At 64.7% G+C, this 19,359-nt stretch carries 16 protein-coding genes and 1 pseudogene; 11 read left to right on the top strand and 6 right to left on the bottom strand.

Features of this window, described 5'->3' with window-relative positions; translation table 11 throughout:
- Window positions 1-118: 118 nt before the first annotated feature.
- Window positions 119-1,447 carry an MFS transporter gene (locus ACFLEY_RS02615; protein ID WP_060909876.1) on the bottom strand — a complete coding sequence of 443 codons (1,329 nt, stop codon included), beginning with the start codon at window positions 1,445-1,447 and terminating at the stop codon, window positions 119-121.
- 180 nt (window positions 1,448-1,627) lie between these two features.
- Between ACFLEY_RS02615 and cyoA the strand changes: the two genes are divergently transcribed.
- Genes cyoA through ACFLEY_RS02650 form a run of 7 tightly spaced genes read left to right on the top strand, consistent with a single transcriptional unit; the run spans window position 1,628 to window position 8,553 of the window.
- Window positions 1,628-2,788 carry a ubiquinol oxidase subunit II gene (gene cyoA / locus ACFLEY_RS02620; protein WP_028175149.1) on the top strand — a complete coding sequence of 387 codons (1,161 nt, stop codon included), beginning with the start codon at window positions 1,628-1,630 and terminating at the stop codon, window positions 2,786-2,788.
- Between the two features lie 11 nt (window positions 2,789-2,799).
- Window positions 2,800-4,797 (top strand): cytochrome o ubiquinol oxidase subunit I, encoded by a 1,998-nt coding sequence (gene cyoB / locus ACFLEY_RS02625; RefSeq protein ID WP_060909875.1) that lies wholly within the window; start codon window positions 2,800-2,802, stop codon window positions 4,795-4,797.
- The gene (gene cyoC / locus ACFLEY_RS02630; RefSeq protein ID WP_060909874.1) at window positions 4,798-5,427 is read left to right on the top strand and encodes a cytochrome o ubiquinol oxidase subunit III; all 630 of its coding nucleotides are present in this window, start codon (window positions 4,798-4,800) and stop codon (window positions 5,425-5,427) included.
- Window positions 5,424-5,804, top strand: coding sequence for a cytochrome o ubiquinol oxidase subunit IV (cyoD, locus tag ACFLEY_RS02635; protein WP_060909873.1), 381 nt, complete (start codon window positions 5,424-5,426; stop codon window positions 5,802-5,804). The genes cyoC and cyoD overlap by 4 nt, the downstream gene beginning before the upstream one ends.
- Window positions 5,801-6,661, top strand: coding sequence for an SURF1 family protein (locus ACFLEY_RS02640; RefSeq protein ID WP_060909872.1), 861 nt, complete (start codon window positions 5,801-5,803; stop codon window positions 6,659-6,661). The genes cyoD and ACFLEY_RS02640 overlap by 4 nt, the downstream gene beginning before the upstream one ends.
- Window positions 6,633-8,030: an ATP-binding protein gene (locus ACFLEY_RS02645; protein ID WP_028175152.1), complete on the top strand. Its 1,398-nt coding sequence runs from the start codon at window positions 6,633-6,635 to the stop codon at window positions 8,028-8,030. Before ACFLEY_RS02640 ends, ACFLEY_RS02645 begins: the two co-directional genes overlap by 29 nt.
- The gene (locus tag ACFLEY_RS02650) at window positions 8,020-8,553 is read left to right on the top strand and encodes a response regulator transcription factor (protein ID WP_027545216.1); all 534 of its coding nucleotides are present in this window, start codon (window positions 8,020-8,022) and stop codon (window positions 8,551-8,553) included. Before ACFLEY_RS02645 ends, ACFLEY_RS02650 begins: the two co-directional genes overlap by 11 nt.
- A gap of 242 nt (window positions 8,554-8,795) precedes the next feature.
- On the opposite strand, the gene ACFLEY_RS02655 is transcribed toward ACFLEY_RS02650, so the two are convergent.
- The 5 genes from ACFLEY_RS02655 to ACFLEY_RS02675 form a co-directional block, all read right to left on the bottom strand.
- Window positions 8,796-9,584, bottom strand: a complete 789-nt coding sequence (locus ACFLEY_RS02655) for a CarD family transcriptional regulator (RefSeq protein WP_171901176.1) — start codon at window positions 9,582-9,584, stop codon at window positions 8,796-8,798.
- 344 nt (window positions 9,585-9,928) lie between these two features.
- Window positions 9,929-10,267: a ferredoxin FdxA gene (fdxA, locus tag ACFLEY_RS02660; RefSeq protein WP_011082989.1), complete on the bottom strand. Its 339-nt coding sequence runs from the start codon at window positions 10,265-10,267 to the stop codon at window positions 9,929-9,931.
- Between the two features lie 132 nt (window positions 10,268-10,399).
- Entirely contained in the window at window positions 10,400-10,630 is a 231-nt protein-coding gene (locus ACFLEY_RS02665) for a S4 domain-containing protein (RefSeq protein ID WP_060909871.1), read from the bottom strand.
- 48 nt (window positions 10,631-10,678) lie between these two features.
- On the bottom strand, window positions 10,679-14,053 hold the full coding sequence (locus tag ACFLEY_RS02670; protein ID WP_060909870.1) for a helicase-related protein: 3,375 nt from the start codon (window positions 14,051-14,053) through the stop codon (window positions 10,679-10,681).
- 779 nt (window positions 14,054-14,832) lie between these two features.
- Window positions 14,833-15,642, bottom strand: a complete 810-nt coding sequence (locus ACFLEY_RS02675; RefSeq protein ID WP_060912835.1) for a DUF3108 domain-containing protein — start codon at window positions 15,640-15,642, stop codon at window positions 14,833-14,835.
- Window positions 15,643-16,196: 554 nt separating this feature from the next.
- Between ACFLEY_RS02675 and rpmB the strand changes: the two genes are divergently transcribed.
- The 4 genes and pseudogenes from rpmB to tnpC all read left to right on the top strand — a co-directional run bounded on the left by rpmB (window position 16,197) and on the right by tnpC (window position 19,358).
- Complete coding sequence (gene rpmB, locus ACFLEY_RS02680; protein ID WP_011082994.1) at window positions 16,197-16,505, top strand: 50S ribosomal protein L28; 309 nt, start codon at window positions 16,197-16,199, stop codon at window positions 16,503-16,505.
- A gap of 445 nt (window positions 16,506-16,950) precedes the next feature.
- Window positions 16,951-17,349, top strand: coding sequence for a transposase (locus tag ACFLEY_RS02685; RefSeq protein ID WP_026192391.1), 399 nt, complete (start codon window positions 16,951-16,953; stop codon window positions 17,347-17,349).
- A complete protein-coding gene (gene tnpB, locus ACFLEY_RS02690; protein WP_060909869.1) occupies window positions 17,346-17,627 on the top strand; it encodes an IS66 family insertion sequence element accessory protein TnpB in 282 nt (93 codons plus the stop codon). Before ACFLEY_RS02685 ends, tnpB begins: the two co-directional genes overlap by 4 nt.
- Window positions 17,628-17,814: 187 nt before the next feature.
- Window positions 17,815-19,358: pseudogene (tnpC, locus tag ACFLEY_RS02695) on the top strand (IS66 family transposase).
- Window position 19,359: the final 1 nt, after the last annotated feature.

The raw sequence follows: 19,359 nt of genomic DNA on the forward strand, positions 1-19,359 counted from the left end.
GAAGACACTGCCGTAGGGTAGGCAAAGCGTAGCGTGCCCACCATTTCCGATCGAAATCGTTGAGAGAGGTGGGCACGGCGCCATGCGCCTTTGCCCACCCTACAAGCTCCGCGCTTGACTAAGCGCCCGCGTCCATGTCGCCCGCCTCGCGCTGGCCGCTGAGCCAGAGCGCGAGCAGCGTCCAGAACGCGCCCGAGAGCAGATACGCACCCGAGGCGATGACACCGAGATTTGTGGCGAGCAACAGCGCGACCAGCGGCGCGAAGCCGGCGCCGAACAGCCAAGCCATGTCGGAGGTCAGCGCCGAGGCCGTGTAGCGATACGCCTGCTTGAAGTTCGAAGCGATCGCGCCCGAGGACTGGCCGAACGACAGGCCGAGCAGGACGAAGCCGATCACCATGTAGATGGTCTCGCCGAACGCGCCGGCGTCGAGCAGCTGCGGAGCGAAGCCGCTGTAGACCGCGATCGCGATCGCCGATCCCATCAGCAGCGACTTGCGGCCGACGCGGTCGGCGATGATGCCGGAGGCCACGATCGCGGCGACGCCGAACACGGCGGCGACGATCTCGATGATCAGGAAGCGCACCGGGCTTTCGCGGGTGAACAGGAACACCCAGGACAGCGGAAACACCGTGACCATGTGGAACAGCGCAAAGCTCGCCAGCGGCGCGAATGCGCCGAGCATGATGTTCTGGCCTTCGCGCGCGACCGTCTCGGAGATGCGCGCGGGCTGCAATTCACGGGTCTCGAACAGCGTCGCGTATTCTTCCGTCGTCACCATGCGCAGGCGCGCGAACAGCGCCACGACGTTGATGGCGAAGGCGACGAAGAACGGATAGCGCCAGCCCCAGTCGAAGAAATCGTCGGCCGAGAGGTTGCCGGCGAAATAGGCGAACAGCGCGCTCGCCACGATCAGCCCGAGCGGGGCCCCGAGCTGCGGCACCATCGCGTACCAGCCGCGCTTGGAGGGCGGAGCGTTCAGCGCCAGCAGCGAGGCCATGCCGTCCCAGGCGCCGCCCCAGGCCAGACCCTGCGCGATACGCGCCAGCGCCAGCAGCCAGATCGCGGCGCTGCCAATCTCGGAATAGCCGGGCAGGAACGCGAGCGCCACGGTGGCGGTGCCGAGCAGGAACAGCGCCGAGACCAGCTTGGCCGTCTTGCCGTACTCACGGTCGACCGTCATGAAAATGACGGTTCCGATCGGCCGGGCCATGAAGGCCAGCGCGAAAATCATGAAGGAATAGAGCGTGCCGGTCAGTTCGCTGGTGAACGGAAACACCAGGCGCGGGAACACGATCACCGAGGCGATCGCGTAGACGAAGAAGTCGAAGAATTCCGAGGTGCGGCCGATGATGACGCCGATGGCGATCTCGCCGGGACTGGCCTGGTCGTGGCCGTGCTCGCCCGAGTGGAGGTCTGCCATTGCAGGGGTCTGTGCCGTCGCCATTCGTGCGCCCTTAACGTCCTGAAAACCAAAGCCGACCGCCCGGCGGTGCGCCAGGCAATCCGGGCCTGTCTGGCCCAACATTCCGCACTGCAACATTGGACAAATTGTCCAATGTCCGGATTGCTGCGCCGCAGCTACCCGTTGGCCCGCAAAGGAAACTCATTCTCAAAGGCTCGGCCCGTGTCCCGTCTCAAGATCCTGGCGCTGCTACCCTTGGCAGCCGCGCTCAGTGGCTGCAACTACGTCGTGCTGGCGCCAGCCGGCGACATCGCTGCCCAGCAGCGCGACCTCGTCATCATCTCCACCGTCCTGATGCTCCTGATCGTCGTCCCCGTGATGGCACTGACGGTGCTGTTCGCCTGGCGCTACCGCCAGTCCAACACCTCGGCCCGCTACGAGCCGGATTGGGACCACTCGACCAAGCTCGAGCTGGTGATCTGGTCGGCGCCGCTGCTGATCATCATTTGCCTGGGCGCGCTGACCTGGATGGGCACGCATCTGCTCGACCCCTATCGCACGCTCGGCCGCATCCACGCCGACCGCGCCGTGGACCAGTCCAAGGCCCCGCTCGAGGTCGACGTCGTCGCGCTCGACTGGAAGTGGCTCTTCATCTATCCGGACTACGGCATCGCCACCGTCAACGACCTGGCGGCGCCGGTCGATCGCCCGATCAACTTCCGCATCACCGCCTCCTCGGTGATGAACTCGTTCTACATCCCCGCGCTCGCCGGCCAGATCTACGCGATGCCGGGCATGGAGACCAAGCTCCACGCCGTCGTGAACCACACCGGCACCTACAAGGGCTTCTCGGCGAACTACAGCGGCGCCGGCTTCTCCGGCATGCACTTCGACTTCCAGGGCCTCGACGACAAGGGCTTTGACGCCTGGATCGCCAGCGCCAAGTCCGCCGGCGGCTCGCTCGGCCGCGCCGAATATCTCCAGCTCGAAAAGCCGAGCCAGAACGAGCCGGTGCGGCGCTACGGCACCATCGATTCCGATCTCTACCGCCTGATCCTCAACATGTGCGTCGAGACCGGCAAGATGTGCCAGAGCGAGATGATGGCGATCGACGCCAAGGGTGGCCGCGGCCATGAGGGCCTGAACAACACCCTGCCGCTCGCCTACGACAAGTACGCCCGTCGCGGCACCGCGCTCGGGCCCGAGCCGACCTTCGTCGCCGGCACCTGCACGCCGGATGCGCCGCAGGGCCAGACCACCGCGTCGATCAAGGCGCCGGCCGACACCGCGCCGCTGCTCGGCGCCGGCCTGAAGCGGCCGACCTTCACGCCGCTCAAGTCCTCGTCCTTCTTCCTCGGACAGCGTCCGAAGTCAGACTCCTAAAGAGAGCTCGCATGTCTCCTGATCTTCTCAAGCTCATCTTCGGCCGGCTCGGCCTCGAGTCACTGCCACTGCACGAGCCGATCGTCGTCGGCACCTTCGTGGTGGTCGCGCTCGGCGGCGCCACGCTGCTCGGCGGCCTCACCTATTTCCGTCTCTGGGGCTACCTCTGGCGCGAATGGTTCACCACGGTGGACCACAAGCGCATCGGCATCATGTACATGATCCTCGGCATCGTGATGCTGCTGCGCGGCTTCGCCGACGCGCTGATGATGCGCGGCCAGCAGATGCTCGCGTTCGGCGGCTCCGAAGGCTATCTCAACGCCCATCACTACGACCAGGTCTTCACCGCCCACGGCGTGATCATGATCTTCTTCGTGGCGATGCCGCTGGTCACGGGCCTGATGAACTACGTCGTTCCGCTCCAGATCGGCGCGCGCGACGTGTCGTTCCCGTTCCTGAACAATTTCAGCTTCTGGATGACGGTCGGCGGCGCGGTGCTGGTGATGGCCTCGCTGTTCATCGGCGAGTTCGCCCGCACAGGCTGGCTCGCCTATCCGCCGCTGTCGAACATCGGCTACAGCCCTGATGTCGGCGTCGACTATTACATCTGGGCGCTGCAGGTCGCCGGCGTCGGAACGACGTTATCCGGCATCAACCTGATCTGCACCATCGTCAAGCTGCGGTGCCCCGGCATGACCATGATGAAGATGCCGGTGTTCACCTGGACCTCGCTCTGCACCAACATCCTGATCGTCGCCTCCTTCCCGGTTCTGACCGTCGTGCTCGCGCTGCTCTCGCTCGATCGCTACGTCGGCACCAACTTCTTCACGAACGATTTCGGCGGCAGCCCGATGATGTACGTGAACCTGATCTGGATCTGGGGCCATCCCGAGGTCTACATCCTGGTTCTCCCCGCCTTCGGCATCTTCTCGGAAGTGACCTCGACCTTCTCCGGCAAGCGCCTGTTCGGCTACACGTCGATGGTCTACGCCACGGTCGTCATCACCATCCTGTCGTATCTCGTGTGGCTGCACCACTTCTTCACGATGGGCTCGGGCGCCAGCGTGAACTCGTTCTTCGGCATCACCACGATGATCATCTCGATCCCGACGGGCGCGAAGATGTTCAACTGGCTGTTCACGATGTATCGCGGCCGCATCCGCTACGAGCTGCCGATGATGTGGACCATTGCCTTCATGCTGACCTTCGTGCTCGGCGGCATGACCGGCGTTCTGCTGGCGGTGCCGCCGGCCGACTTCGTGCTGCACAACAGCCTGTTCCTGATCGCGCACTTCCACAACGTGATCATCGGCGGCGTGGTGTTCGGCGCGTTCGCCGGAATCAACTACTGGTTCCCGAAGGCGTTCGGCTTCAAGCTCGATGTGTTCTGGGGCAAGCTGTCGTTCTGGTTCTGGGTCGTCGGCTTCTACCTCGCCTTCATGCCGCTCTATGTGCTCGGCTTGATGGGCGTGACCCGCCGCCTGCGCGTGTTCGACGATCCGTCCTTGCAGATCTGGTTCGTCATCGCCGCGATCGGCGCCGGCCTCGTCTTCCTCGGCATTCTCAGCATGCTGATGCAGTTCGCGGTCAGCTTCCTCAAGCGCGAGCAGCTCAAGGACGTCTCCGGCGATCCCTGGGACGCGCGCACGCTGGAATGGGCGACCTCCTCGCCGCCGCCGAACTACAACTTCGCCTTCACCCCCGTCGTTCACGACAATGACGCGTGGTGGGACATGAAGAAGCGCGGCTACCAGCGTCCGCTCATCGGGTTCAAGCCGATCCACATGCCGAGCAGCACCGGCACCGGAATCATCCTCGCCGGCTTGGCAACCGCGATGGGATTCGGCCTGATCTGGTACATCTGGTGGCTGGCCGCCGCGAGCTTCATCGCGATGCTCGCCGTCGGGATCGGTCACACCTTCAACTATCACCGCGACTTCGACATTCCGGCTGACGACGTCATCCGGACCGAGGACGCGCGCACCAAACTGCTCGCCGGAGCCAAGTAAATGACTGTCGCTGTCAATCCCTCGCAGACCGGCGAGCCGGTCTTCTATCTCGCCGACGAACACCCGCATCCGGAAGGCTACAGCACCTCGCTCGGCTTCTGGATCTACCTGATGAGCGACTGCCTCATCTTCGCGATGCTGTTCGCCGCCTTCGGCGTGCTCGGCGCCAACTACGCCGCCGGCCCCGCGCCGAAGGACCTGTTCGACCTCGACCTGGTCGCGGTGAACACCTCGATGCTGCTGCTGTCGTCGATCACCTACGGCTTCGCGATGTTGACGATGCAGCAGAACAAGATCGCGCAGACGCAGATGTGGCTGGCGATCACCGGCCTGTTCGGCGCCGCCTTCATCGGCATCGAGCTGACCGAGTTCGCCCACATGATCCATGAAGGCGCAACGCCCCAGCGCAGCGCCTTCCTGTCCGCCTTCTTCACCCTGGTCGGCACCCACGGCCTGCACGTCAGCTGCGGCCTGATCTGGCTGGTCACGTTGATGGTGCAGGTCTGGAAGTTCGGCCTGATCGAAGCCAACCGCCGCCGCCTGATGTGCCTGTCGATGTTCTGGCACTTCCTCGACGTGGTCTGGATCGGCGTCTTCACCTTCGTCTATATCCTGGGAGTTCTGCGATGAACACCGATACCCACGCCGCTCACGCGGGCGACCATCACCACGACGACGGCCACGCCCACAGCACGTTCTCGGGCTACATGCTCGGCTTCGTGCTCTCGGTCGTGCTCACCGCGATCCCGTTCTGGCTGGTGATGAGCGGCACACTGGCGAGCAAGCAGATCACCGCGCTGGTCATCATGGCCTTCGCGGTCGTGCAGATTGTCGTGCACATGATCTACTTCCTGCACATGAACACGAAATCCGAGAACGGCTGGAGCATGATGGCGCTGATCTTCACCATCGTCATGGTGGTGATCGCACTGTCCGGCTCGCTGTGGGTGATGAACCACCTCAACAGCAACATGATGCCGATCCACCAGATGAGCGGAATGAAGTGAGCGAATTGGGGACCGTGACGAGCAAGGCAGGACGGGCGCGCCGTAAGGCTGCGCGCCCGTCCTTCTGGCTCACGGTCCTCTCGCTCACGGCCTTTGCCGCTCTGATCGCGCTCGGCATCTGGCAGATCGAACGCCGCGCCTGGAAGCTGGCGTTGATCGACCGCGTCGAGCAGCGCGTCCATGCCCCGGCCCAGCCGATCCCCTCGCCCGCTTCGTGGCCTGCGGTCTCCGCCGCAAGCGACGAATACAGGCATGTCACCGTCGCCGGCCGCTTCCTGCATGACCGCGAGACGCTGGTTCAGGCCGTCACCGAGGAAGGCCCCGGCTATTGGGTGCTGACGCCTCTCAAGCGCGACGATGGCACCCAGGTCCTGATCAATCGCGGCTTCGTGCCGCCCGAGCGGCGCGAGGCATCGACGCGCCGGAACGGCAATCCGGACGGCGAGGTCGAGATCACCGGCCTGCTGCGCATGACGGAGCCAAAAGGCGGCTTCCTCCGCAACAACGTGCCCCAGCACAACCGCTGGTACTCGCGGGATGTCGCCGCGATTGCGGCGGCGCGCGGCCTCCACGATGTCGCACCCTTTTTCGTCGATGCCGATGCCGGATCACAAACCGCCCAAGGCCCCATCGAGGGCCCCATCGGCGGATTGACCGTGATCCGCTTTCCCAATAACCACCTGATCTACGCGCTGACGTGGTTTGCCCTGGCGTTCATGCTGGCCGGTAAACTTTTCGTCACATTCGGCGGCGGGCTGTTCCGCCGCGGGCGCTTCGTCCACGAACCGGCCGGCGGCTCCGATGCTGCCGCCCGCAGGACGGGATCAGATGCTGGAACGATCGTCGAACAGACCTGACGACGGAAGAACGCCTCCCCAGGCGTTTGGCGAGCTCGCCGTCACGCTGCAATCGCAGGCGGACGCGCGCAGCGAGCTGATCGGCGCTGCGCCGACCGACGACGAGACCAACCGCAAGAACATGGCGTTGCTGATCCAGCTGCGCTGGACCGCGGTGGTCGGCCAGATCGTGACCATCGGCGGCGTGCATTTCTGGCTCGGCATCCCCCTGCCGCTGGAGCGGATGGGCGCCGTGATCGGCGCGCTGGTGCTGCTCAACGTCTCGAGCCTGGTCTGGGTGCGCCATCGCGCCGCGATCTCCAGCAACGAGCTGCTGGTCGCCTTGATGCTCGACGTCGCCGCGCTGACCGCGCAGCTCTATCTCAGTGGCGGCGCCACCAATCCGTTCACCTCGTTATTCCTGCTCCAGGTGACGCTGGGCGCGGTGCTGCTCGATGCGCGCTCGACCTGGTCGCTGGTGGCGCTGACCTGCGCCAGCTTTGTCTGGCTGACATTGGCGTACCGGCCGCTCGACCTGCCGCCGAACCCGATCAGCGAGGCCTACAGCCTCACCGTGGCCGGCATGCTGTTGGGCTTCGTGCTCAACGCCGTGCTGCTGGTCGTGTTCGTCACCCGCATCAACAGAAACCTGCGCGAGCGCGACGCGCATCTGGCGGCGCTGCGCCAGCATGCGGCCGAGCAGGACCACATCGTCCGTATGGGCCTGCTTGCCTCCGGCGCGGCGCACGAGCTCGGCACCCCGCTGGCCTCGCTCTCGGTGATCCTCAGCGACTGGCGCCGCATGCCGGATCTCGCCGCCGATCAGGAACTCGCCGAGGATCTTGCGGAGATGGAGACCTCGCTGCAACGCTGCAAGTCGATCGTGACGGGCATTCTGGTGTCCGCCGGCGAAGCGCGCGGTGAAGGTTCCTCGCCGACGACGGTGACGGCCTTCGTCACCGCACTGGTCGATGAGTGGCGCAACGCCCGTTCGGCGCGCACGCTCTATTTCGTCAACACGTTCGGCGAGGACGTCGCGATCGCCTCGGACGTCGCGCTGAAGCAGGTGATCTTCAACGTGCTCGACAACGCCTATGAGGTCTCGCGCGACTGGGTCGAGCTTCTGGCCGAGCGCGAGGGCGACAATCTCGTGCTGTCGATCAGCGACCGCGGCCCGGGCTTTGCGCCGGAGATGCTGGCGCAGCTCGGCAAGCCCTATCACTCAAGCAAGGGCCGCGCCGGCGGCGGGCTCGGCCTGTTCCTGGTGGTCAACGTTGTGCGCAAGCTCGGGGGCAGCGTAACCGCCGAGAACCACAGGAAGCGCGGCGCCACCGTCCGCCTGACCCTGCCCCTCGCAACGCTCGCGATCGGAGGCAGTTTTGACGCCTGACCGTTCGCTCATCGTCGTCGAAGACGATGAAGGCTTTGCGCGCACGCTGAAACGCTCGTTCGAGCGCCGCGGCTACGAGGTCGTGCTCGCCGGCTCGATCGAGGAGGTGCGGAAAGTGCTGGAGGAGCGATCCTTCGGCCACGCCGTGGTCGATCTCAAGCTCGGCGGCGCTTCGGGCTTGGCTTGCGTCGAGCTGCTGCACACGCACGACGAGGAGATGCTGATCGTGGTGCTGACCGGCTTTGCCAGCATCTCGACTGCCGTCGAGGCGATCAAGCTCGGCGCCTGCCACTATCTGGCCAAGCCGTCGAACACCGACGACATCGAGGCCGCCTTCAACAAGGCCGAAGGCAATGCCGAAGTCGCGCTCGATGCGCGGCCGACATCGATCAAAACGCTGGAATGGGAACGCATCCACCAGACCCTGATCGAGACGGATTTCAATATTTCGGAGGCGGCGAGGCGGCTCGGCATGCATCGGCGGACGCTGGCGAGGAAGCTGGAAAAGCGGCCGGTGAAATGAGGCAATGCCTCCTTCTCCTCGTCGTCCTGGATCAGCGAGCAAAGCGAGCGCCGATCCGGGACCCATCACCACAGGCTGCGGTTTGACGAAGGCTGTAACTCCGAGCCGTCGCAGCAACTCAAACCTGGGGTAATGGGTCCTGGCCTTCGCCAGGACGACGCTTGGTATGACCCTGCCCCCAAACAAAAAGCCCGGCCGCAAGGCCGGGCTTTTGATCTGTTGCGATCGACGCGACGTGGCGCTTACGCCGCCTCGTCGGCGACGGTGGTGTCGTCGCCATCGGTATCGTCGGCATCGCCCTCGGCATCCGCCTCGCCCTCGGTGGCTTCCGCCTTGGCGTTGCGGCGCGGGCTCTTGGCGAGCTGGGCCTCGATCTCCTTGACCGCTTCGGTCTCGGTCGAGTGCTGCACCACCGCGATCTCGCGGGACAGACGATCGAGCGCGGCTTCATAGAGCTGGCGTTCAGAGTAGGACTGCTCGGGCTGCGACTCGGAGCGATAGAGGTCGCGCACGACTTCCGCGATCGCGACGATATCGCCCGAATTGATCTTCGCTTCGTATTCCTGGGCGCGGCGCGACCACATGGTGCGCTTGACGCGGGCGCGGCCCTTGAGCGTTTCCAGGGCCTTCTTCACCAGCGCGGGCTCGGACAGCTTCCGCATGCCGACGTTCGCGACCTTGGCGGTCGGAACGCGCAGCGTCATCTTGTCCTTGATGAAGTTGATGACGAACAGCTCGAGCTTCGCACCGGCGATCTCCTGCTCCTCGATGGCCAGGATCTGGCCGACGCCGTGAGCGGGATAGACGACGAATTCGTTGGCCTTGAAGCCCTGGCGCTGGGTCACGACCTTCTTTTCCTCGACCTTCGGCGCAGCAGCCGCCGGCTTCGCGGCCGGCTTGGCAGCGACAGGAGCCTTGGCAGGAGCAGCAACAGAGGCCTTCGGCGCAGCGGGCTTGGCAGCGGGAACCTTAGCAGCAGCAGGCTTGGCAACGGTCGCTTTCGCGGCCGGTTTGGCAGTCTTGTTAGGCATTGCGCTTCTTTTGTTCTTCGAGGACTTTGCAGCCGGCGCCTTCGTCGCGGTCCGACCCTTGGATGCGCTACGGCTGGCCGCGGCGACTTTTTTGGCCTCCTTATGGGAAGCCCTCGCTGAAGTACTCTTTTTACGCGTTTTCTGTGACACAGCCTGCGCGCGGAAACTGCCACGCCCCTGTTCGACATTTGGTTTCACGGGAACCCAGAGGGGCCAACGGGGCTGACGGGGTTCGGCTTAATGTGCCCAATATAGCACATTTCCCGCAAAAATCAATGATTTAGGGGTCTTTAGGCCTGGTTTTCGGCGCGAACGAAGGTATTAGGGTTAAGTTTGGGTCCGAATTAGTCTCCGGAGCCGGGATTCGGAGAAAAATATTTCTCGAACTTGCCCTCCATACCGTCGAATTCCTTGGCGTCGGCGGGTGATTCTTTCTTTTGGGTGATGTTCGGCCAGCTCTTGGCGTAGTCGGCGTTGACCGAAAGCCACTTTTCCAGGCCCGGTTCCGTGTCCGGCTTGATGGCGTCGGCGGGGCATTCCGGCTCGCACACGCCGCAGTCGATGCATTCGTCAGGATGGATGACGAGCATGTTGTCACCCTCGTAGAAACAGTCGACCGGGCAGACCTCGACGCAGTCGGTGTACTTGCACTTGATGCAGTTTTCAGTGACGACGTAAGTCATCCAACGCTCCGAAAAGCTCTTTTAAAAGTCGCGGCTTGCGTAGCGCGGATGGCCCGGCGCCGCAAGGTCGGGGACGGTCGATCATGACGGCTTTGCGCGATTGATCGACCAAGAAATGAATTCAAAGCGCAATTAATTGCGCTTTCCTTCGCCGAACTCCTCGTAGAGCACGCGCGCCGAGGCGGCATCGCCGCGGCGCTCGTTGAAGGCTATCACTTTCAACACGCGCACGGTGCGGTCGAGCGCGATGGTGAGCACGTCGCCCACCTTGATCGCATGCCCGGGCGAGGTCTCGCGCGTGCCGTTGACGCGGACATGGCCGGACTCGACGAGTTCAGCGGCGGAGGTGCGCGCCTTCACCACCCGCGCGTGCCACAGCCATTTGTCGATGCGCTGCCGCTCGGTCGTGGGCTACTCCTTGCGCCCCGCGAGCTGCTCCTTCAGCGCAGCGAGCTTTGCGAAGGGCGAATTGGGATCGACCGGGCGATCGCGCTCGCGCGGGTTCGCGCTCGAGGCGTAGGGACGCAGCGACGGCCCGCCTTGGCGGTCACGGCCCTTGTCGCGGTCGCGGCCACGATTGTCGCGACCCTTGTCGCGATCGCCGCCGAACTTGCCCTTGTTGCGATCGCGATCCTTGTCGCGATCCTTGCCCTGGAAGCTGCGGTTCTTGTCGTCGCGCCCCTCGGGACGCGGCGCGCCGTCGGCACCGCCTTCGCGGCCTTTGCGGAAATCTTTCCGATGCCCGCCATGGCGATGACGCTCGCCGCGCTTCTCGCCGTCGGCTGCTTGCGCGGCCTCGCCTTCGGCGGGCGCAGCACCCGCCTCGGCGCCCGCCTGCGGACGCGGCTGATGATGGTGACGCTGGTGGCGATGGCGCTCGTGGCGCGGCTTGCGATCCTCGTGACGGCCGCCGGGACGCCAGACCTCGACGAGCTCCGGCTCGGCGGGCGCGGCAGCGGCCTCGACAGGTGCTGCGGCATCGGGCGATGCAGCAGCTTCGACAGCGGCAGCTTCAGCGGGCGCGGCTTCAAGGCCGGCAGCCTCGGTGGGCACAGCCGCCTCTTCGGCCGGCGGCGCGATGCCGGGCGCATCTTCGGGCGTGACGGGAGCCTCTAGCGATGCTTCGAGCGCCGGCTCTTCGTGCGCGGGCTCGTCGTGCTGCTCCATGCCGGGCGCGTCTTCGACGGTGACGGCTTCGGCTGCGACTTCGATCGGTGTGTCTGCGGCGACAGCGCCCTCGACCGGCGATTCGGTCGCGGGCGTCTCGGCGGAAGCCTCTGCGCTGGACGCTTCCACAACAGGCGCAACAGGCTTCGGCGGCAGCGGCGGGCGCTTCTCCATGCGATAGCCGAGCGCGCGCAGCACCGAGGCGAAATCTTCGCCCGCCGAACCCGTGAGCGAGGTCATCGCCTGGGTCACGATAAAGCTGCGGCCGTCGAACGCGCCGGCGGGCTTTTCGCCGGGCGAGTTCTCGCGCCAGGCCAGCGCCGGACGGATCAGGTCGGCCAGGCGCTCCAGGATGTCGACGCGCACGGCACGCTCGCCGGCCTGCTTGTAGCCGAGCACGCGATAGGCATCGCGCGGCAGAGCCTTGTCGACCGGGAACGAAGTGCGGCCCGAAGATGCCAGATGCTGCGCGCCCGAGAGCGAGGACAGATCGACATTGTCCTGCTTCAGCGCCCACAGCAGCGCGGCCAGCGCACGCGCGGCGGGCTTCAAGAGGCCGGGGAAATAGAGGTGATAGGCGCCGAAGCGGACGCCGTATTTGCGTAAAGTGGCGCGCGAGGGCTGGTCGAGATCCTTCAGCTCGTTGGCGATCCTGGGACGTTCGAGCACGCCGAGCGCCTCGACGAGCTGATAGGCGATGCCGCGGGCAATGCCGGTGACGTCCTCGGCCTTGGAGAGCTCGAACATCGGCCCGAGCAGCTTTTCGATATGCGTCTTGAGCCAGAGGTCGAGGCGCGCCTGCACCTTCTCGCGCGGGCTGCCGGTCAGGCGCTCGTCCGAGATGATGCGGATGCGCGGATGCAGCGCGTCCTCCGCGGCGGACAGTCGCGCCACGGCGTCGCCGGTCCAGCGGATGGTGCCTTCCGAGGTCAGCACGAACTGCTCGTCCGGCGCGTTGCCCAGCTTTTCGGCGCGCGCGTTGATCTCGCCGGCGAGCACCGCTTGGGCCGCAGCCTGCAAGGCTTTCGCATCGGAGCCGGCTTCCGCCGCATCCGGTGCAAAGGTGAAGCCATCGAGACGGCCGATGACATGGCCTTCGACGATGACTTCGCCGGTCTTGCCGATTTTAGTATTCAAGCTCGTGTTCTCCCGCAGGCGGCGCATCAATACACTGGTCCGGCGATCAACGAAACGCTCAGTCAAGCGTTCATGGAGCGCATCCGATAATTTATTTTCGACCTCCCGCGTAATCCCCTGCCAGTGTTCGGGGTCGGCGAGCCAGTCCGGCCGGTTGGCGACGAAGGTCCAGGTGCGAATCTGCGCGATCCGGCCCGACAGCGTGTCGATATCGCCGTCGATGCGGTCGGCCTGGTCGACCTGGGCCGCGAACCAGGCATCTGGAATGCGGCCCTTCTGCATCAGGAAGCCGTACAGCGTGGTCACGAGCTCGCCATGGGCCGCCGGCGACAGTTTTCGGTAGTCAGGGACCTGGCAGGCCTCCCACAGCCGCTCCACGGCCAGCTTGCCATGTGCGGAATCGCGCACATCGGCGTCGCGGGCCACGTGGTCGAGCACGCGCATGTCCTCGGCGATCGGCGCGCGCGTCAGCGCCTCATGGCCGGGGGACAGGTTCAGCGACACCTGGAGCGCGCCGAGCGAGGAGAAATCCAGCTTCGAATTGCGCCATTGCAGCATCTTCACGCTGTCGAAGGTGTGGTTCTGCAGCGCGTTGACGAGCTCGGGCTCGAACGGCGCGCAGCGGCCGGTGGTGCCGAACGTTCCATTCCGCGTGGCGCGGCCGGCGCGACCGGCGATCTGCGCGAATTCGGACGGCGTCAGGCGGCGGAACTGGTAGCCGTCGAACTTGCGGTCGGAGGCGAAGGCGACGTGGTCGACGTCGAGATTGAGGCCCATGCCGACCGCGTCGGTGGCGACGAGATAGTCGACGTCGCCGTTCTGGAACATCGACACTTGCGCATTTCTGGTGCGCGGGCTGAGCGAGCCGAGAACGACGGCGGCGCCGCCGTGCTGGCGGCGGATCAGCTCGGCGATGGCGTAGACCTCGTCGGCCGAGAACACGACGATGGCGGTGCGCCGCGGCTGGCGGGTGATCTTGCGGTCGCCGGCAAATTCCAGCTGCGACAGCCGCGGCCGCGTGATCATGGACACGCCGGGCAGGAGCCGCTCGATGATCGGGCGCATGGTCGCAGCGCCCAGCAGCAGCGTCTCGTCGCGGCCGCGGCGGTTGAGGATGCGGTCGGTGAAGACGTGGCCGCGTTCGAGATCGGAGGCGATCTGGACCTCGTCCACAGCGAGGAAAGAGACGTCGAGATCCCTAGGCATCGCCTCGACGGTCGAGACCCAGTAGCGCGGGTTCTTCGGCTTGATCTTCTCCTCGCCGGTGATCAGCGCGACGCTCTCCACGCCCTTGCGATCGGCGATCTTGTTATAGACCTCGCGCGCCAGCAGCCGCAGCGGCAGGCCGATCATGCCGGAGGGATGCGCGAGCATCCGCTCAATGGCGAGATGGGTCTTGCCGGTGTTGGTCGGCCCGAGCACCGCAGTGACGCCCGCGCCGGGTGCGCGCTCGGAGGCGAAGGGGGAAGGGGGAAAAGCCATTCTGTACGATTAGGTAGTGCCGATTTCGGCGAATGTCAGTGCTGTTTGGGGCGGCGCGGCGGCCGGGCGCGAATAGGGCCAGGCGCGAAGCGCTTGGAAGTCACCTCGCCCCGCTTGCGGGGAGAGGTCGGATCGCGAAGCGATCCGGGTGAGGGGGACTCTCCACGAACCAGCTATCACCTATTCCGTGGAAGCAGCCCCTCACCCCAACCCTCTCCCCGTAAGAACGGGGCGAGGGAGAAGAAGGAGCCGCCCGAACCTCGCGCAACTGTCTCACTTTGCGACGCTTTTCCCTGTGTCCTTAAGCTTCGGAACGACTCTAGAACGAATCGCGGCCGAATCGCTGACTCCCTGTTGAGTCCTGTTACGTTCACGCAACATGTCGCGGCACCCTGTGTTTGATTGCACTAGATGGAGTTTTGGGCTGCCGCACAAGCGACGTTTCGATGGCGGGTTCCTTAAAATTGGGGACGGCGCGCGGAGTCGAATCAGAATCGGGGAGGAGTCAAATGGATTCAAGGATCGAGGGCGCCAAAACAAAAACTGCGAAAACAACCCCATGCACAGTAGAAACGGCGCGCGTGGGATTGGCGGGGTGACGGCGGATAAGGCGTTGGAGCTGCGTGCCGAATCGCTCCGCTCGTCATTCCGGGGCGCGACGCCAGTCGCGAACCCGGAATCTATCAGGCCGCAAGGTTCGCCTCACCATGGATTCCGGGTTCGCGCCAAGTGGCGCGCCCAGGAATGACGGAGGAATGGTAGCCCGTATGGCGCGGCTTTTACTGCGTCTTCGCGACCCGCGGCGGCTGGGGGGATGTGATGAAGCTGGTGGCTTCCAGCATCGCGGGGCCGAGCGGCGTCGGCACTTTCAGCCAGAACGGAACCAGGATGCGCGTGCCGGCGACCGGGGCGAAGGCGATCTCGATGTTGCGCTGGGCGGCGAGGTATTTGATCACGGGGCGGTCGGGGATGTAGCCGGCGACAGGCACGAAATAGAGCGCGCAGACCACGACCGGGCCGCGATAGCCCTTCTCCGCCTTCACGGTCTCCATGCGCTTGAAATCGAGTTTTAAGTCGTAGCGCATGCGGCCGTCGAACACCGGCGCTGCGTTGTGGCAGGCGTCCGGCGTGACAGGATCGCCGGTGCCGGGCACGCGCAACAGCGAGGCCGTCATCGGATCCCAGACGCCGCGGCGATGCGCCTCGGTGACGACGATACGATCAGGGTCGACCGGCGGCTCCGGCACGATGCCGAACTCCTTCACATTGCCCTTGTCGAGCGTGATGTGGATCTCTTCGGTCTTCTTCGAGGTGGTGGTGGAGGCCTGGTAGCCGGTCGCAACCAGCGCGCCGTTGACGACCCGGCCCTGCGAGGCGCCGGTGCCGGACCCGCCCGCGAACGACTTCAAGAGCCCCGTGGTGCCGCCGGAGGCGGCCGCGGCAAACACGTCGTCCTGGATGTCGATGTTCCAGGCGCCCCGGCCGACCGGAATGCCTGCCAGCGTCGCCTCATACTGCGCCTCGAGCTTGCCTTGTGCGGCGGCCGGCTTCGCCTCCCAGGCGAAGACCAGCCCGCACAGGGCCGCCATGGCCAGCCGGGCGGCAGACCGCGGGCTGGCGATGCGCGGCTTGGGCGCAAATCGGGAGGAAATGGGCACGAAACGATCCAATCGGGGCGCGACGGTTGTTACTTAAGCCAAAAACCGCGGCAAACAATGTGTTCGGGCGCAACAAGCGCGGAACTCCACCTGATACTTCGGGGGCGAATACGCCCTTTATGTGATGGTAAGGCACTTTAAACATTGCCGTTTTGGTGATCGGGGCGCTTAGCCGCGGGCTCTGAAACCTCTCCCGCTTGCCGGAGAGGTCGCGCCGAAGGCGCGGGTGAGGACTCTCTCCCCTTGGGGACACCAACCGTGATAACGACTGCCCCTCCGCGGAGGCACCCCCACCCCGGCCCTCCCCCGCAAGCGGGAGAGGGAGGACACCGCCCGGGCGGCCTCAAAATCCGCCCCAAAAACTTGACGTCCCGCCGCTTCCCCCCTATACGTCCGCCGCTCCCTGCAAGGACAGAGAATTTGCCCCCGTGGCGCCCCGAATGGCGGCCGCAAATTGTTGGGGGCTTAGATTGAGGATTTGAGACATGTCTCGCCGCTGCGAACTGACGGCCAAGGGCCCCCTCGTCGGCCACAAGGTCAGCCACTCCAACATCAAGACCAAGCGCCGCTTCCTGCCGAACCTCGTCAACGTGACGTTCATCAGCGAAGCCCTGGAGCGCAACGTGCGCCTGCGCGTCTCGACCAACGCGGTGAAGAGCGTCGACCACAATGGCGGCCTCGACGCCTTCCTGCTCAAGGCCAGCGCCGACGCCCTGTCGCCGCGCGCCCTCGAGCTGAAGCGCGCCATCCAGAAGAAGGTCGGCGTCACCGCGCCGGTCAAGAAGGCCAGCTAAGCGAATTTCTTCGAGTTGGGCGGGGGCTAAGTTGCGTCGCGTGGCGTAGGCTTAGCCAAGTAGAGTTTTGTGTAGCGGCCGGATCGGAAGATCCGGCCGTTTTTGTTTTAGGGGCACTGGCTCGGCCGGGCTTAAACATATCCGTCAGTGGATATCCAAAGTCGTAGTTGACGCTCCTACATCCAAAACTTGTAAGTTCCGATGCTTGCGGTCTACCGTGTCCACTACCGAGTTCGGATCAACCTGGGGCGCAATTAGGGTGAGACCATTACTACGATGGGCAGGAAGCAAGCGGCAGATGCTGCAACCTCTCAGAGCCGTTTACCCATTAGATAGACGCGTTTACAGTAAGCGGAGCTTTTCTCCCATTTGATTGACTGGTTTCGCTTCGGCTTTCGCTCTGCGATCCTTGGCTTGTCAGAGAGCCGAGAGGAGACTGAAGGCGATGGAACAATCGGGGGAGGAAGCCGAAGCTGATGGCTTTGTGGGGAAGCTTACGCGCCGGACGCGTTCTGGAGGCCGGTTATGGTCTGCGGAGATCAAGGGGCGCGCTGTTTTCGAGAGCATGAAGCCCGACGCCCGGGTATGTGATGTCGCACGGCGTTATGGTGTGAAGGCCCAGCAGTTGACGACGTGGCGCAGATTGGCGCGTGCTGGCCGGCTCGCATTGGTCACGGACGACGCGGCGGATTTCGTGTCGATCGAGCTGAGCGATCCAGTGGCGTCAGGCAAGAGCGAGGGGCCCGTCGAGATTACGATTGGCAAGGTTTCGGTCCGCCTGGATGCGGACGTGTCGGCGGTGCGGATCGCGGAGATCGTGACTGCGATCGAGCGCGGCGCATGATCATTCCGGCGCAGGGACTGCGGATTGTGCTTGCTGTGCGTCCTGTTGACTTCCGGTGCGGGCACGACGCGCTGGCCGGTCTTGTGCAAAACACGCTTGGGCTCGATCCGCATTCGGGCCTGATCGTGGTTTTTCGTTCGAAGCGCGCCGACCGGCTGAAGATTTTGCTATGGGACGGCACGGGCCTCGTTTTGGTCTACAAGCGCCTTGGCCGCGATGGTCGTTTCGAGTGGCCGCAGATCAGCGACGGCGTCATGCATCTGACGCGCGTGCAGTGAACTGGAAGCGAGTGGGCGAACGGATTGTCGCGACGCCAGCTGCGGCGAACTGACTCAGACCCGACAACCTGTTTCGCGCGGGGCTTTGGGATGATAGCTTGCGGATGTGCCGCCGTCCCCCATTGATCCCGCCCGTCTTGCAGCGCTGCCCGCCGATTTGCGCGCGCTCTTCCGCGCGCAGGAAGCGATGATTGAAGCCGAGCGTCGTCGCGCAGACGATGAATGCTCGGCGCGCCTTCATGTCGAGAGTGAACTGGCTGCGTCCAAAGAGAGCGTCGAACGCCTCGAACTGCTCGTGAAGGAGTACGAGCGCGCACGTTTCGGTAAACGCTCGGAAAAGTTCAATCCCGATCAGATGCAACTGGTTCTCGAGGACATCGAGATTGCCATCGCCGAAGTCCAGGAACGCCAGGACGATCGTGCGCGCCGCGCCGGCACGGCGCCGTCCAGCCGCCGGACCAGGCGCGCTGCCCGTGCCTTTCCCGCGCACCTGCCGCGCATCGAGCAGGTGATCGAACCCGAGAACCTCGAGTGTCCCTGCGGCTGCGGCCGGATGGTCCAGATCGGCGAGGATCGCTCCCGCCGTCTCGATGTCATGGCCGCCCAGTATCGTGTGATCGAGACGGTGCGACCGCGCTACGCCTGCGCAAAGGGCTGCACCGGTGTTGCTCAGGCGCCGGCGCCCGCCCATCTCGTGGAGGGTGGCATCCCCACCGAGGCGCTGCTGGCGCAGGTGGCGGTCGCCAAGTTCAGCGAGCACATGCCACTCTATCGTCAGTCGCAGGTTCTGGCTCGGCATGGCATCTTCATCGATCGCGCCGTTCTGGCAGACTGGATGGGAACGGTCGCCTTCCACCTCGCGCCGCTGGTCGAGCGCATGAGCGTCGTGATGAAGCAATCGGCCGCTTGTTCATAGACGAGACCAGGGCGCCTGTGCTCGATCCGGGCCGGGGCCGAACGAAGACCGGCTATCTGTGGGCTGTCCTGCGCGACGATCGCGGCCACGGCGGCGCTGATCCACCAATCGTGGTCTACCACTACGCGCCAGGACGCGGTGGTGACCATGCTGAGCGCATCCTCGAGGGCTTCGACGGCATCCTTCAGGTCGACGGATACCAGGGCTATCATCGGCTCGCACGGCCCAAGCGCAAAGGCGGCGTGCCGCTGCGGCTGGCCGCATGTTGGTCCCACTCAAGGCGCAAGATCATCGCAGCGACTCCGAAAGCCGGCTCACCCATCGCCGAAGCCGTTCTCGCGCGCATCGCCGCACTCTATGCGATCGAGAAGGAGATCCGTGGCGCCGACGCCCCGGCTCGGCAAACGACCCGTAACGAGCGATCACGGCCGCTCGTCGCTGAACTCGAGAGGTTTCTGCGCGAGCAAGCCGCTCGCCTGTCGCCGGGCAGCGAGATGGGCAAGGCGATCGCCTATCTCCTGAACCATTGGGATGGCCTCACCTTGTTTCTCGACGATGGTTGCGTTGAGATGGACACCAATCCCGTCGAAAATCAAATCAGGCCGCTGACTCTGACGCGTAAAAATAGTTTATTTGCTGGTCACGACGAAGGTGGTCGTTCATGGGCGCGCATAGCTTCGCTCATCGCCACCTGCAAAATCAACAGCGTGGAGCCCTACGTCTGGATGAAAGCGACGCTCAAAGCGATCGCAACCGGTCACCCGCAGTCCCGGATCGACGAGCTCCTGCCCTGGTCGTTCGGCCGCACCTCGTAAT

The sequence above is a fragment of the Bradyrhizobium sp. YCK136 genome (genome assembly GCF_044570075.1).
Taxonomy (GTDB): Bacteria; Pseudomonadota; Alphaproteobacteria; order Rhizobiales; family Xanthobacteraceae; genus Bradyrhizobium; species Bradyrhizobium diazoefficiens.

Bases quoted from the DNA above. Each gene is read 5' to 3' on its own strand.
- ACFLEY_RS02615 (WP_060909876.1), bottom strand. From the start codon at position 1,447: ATGGCGACGGCACAGACCCCTGCAATGGCAGACCTCCACTCGGGCGAG.
- cyoB (WP_060909875.1), top strand. From the start codon at position 2,800: ATGTCTCCTGATCTTCTCAAGCTCATCTTCGGCCGGCTCGGCCTCGAG.
- cyoC (WP_060909874.1), top strand. From the start codon at position 4,798: ATGACTGTCGCTGTCAATCCCTCGCAGACCGGCGAGCCGGTCTTCTAT.
- cyoD (WP_060909873.1), top strand. From the start codon at position 5,424: ATGAACACCGATACCCACGCCGCTCACGCGGGCGACCATCACCACGAC.
- ACFLEY_RS02645 (WP_028175152.1), top strand. From the start codon at position 6,633: ATGCTGGAACGATCGTCGAACAGACCTGACGACGGAAGAACGCCTCCC.
- ACFLEY_RS02655 (WP_171901176.1), bottom strand. From the start codon at position 9,584: ATGCCTAACAAGACTGCCAAACCGGCCGCGAAAGCGACCGTTGCCAAG.
- fdxA (WP_011082989.1), bottom strand. From the start codon at position 10,267: ATGACTTACGTCGTCACTGAAAACTGCATCAAGTGCAAGTACACCGAC.
- ACFLEY_RS02670 (WP_060909870.1), bottom strand. From the start codon at position 14,053: ATGGCTTTTCCCCCTTCCCCCTTCGCCTCCGAGCGCGCACCCGGCGCG.
- ACFLEY_RS02675 (WP_060912835.1), bottom strand. From the start codon at position 15,642: ATGGCGGCCCTGTGCGGGCTGGTCTTCGCCTGGGAGGCGAAGCCGGCC.
- rpmB (WP_011082994.1), top strand. From the start codon at position 16,197: ATGTCTCGCCGCTGCGAACTGACGGCCAAGGGCCCCCTCGTCGGCCAC.
- ACFLEY_RS02685 (WP_026192391.1), top strand. From the start codon at position 16,951: ATGGAACAATCGGGGGAGGAAGCCGAAGCTGATGGCTTTGTGGGGAAG.
- tnpB (WP_060909869.1), top strand. From the start codon at position 17,346: ATGATCATTCCGGCGCAGGGACTGCGGATTGTGCTTGCTGTGCGTCCT.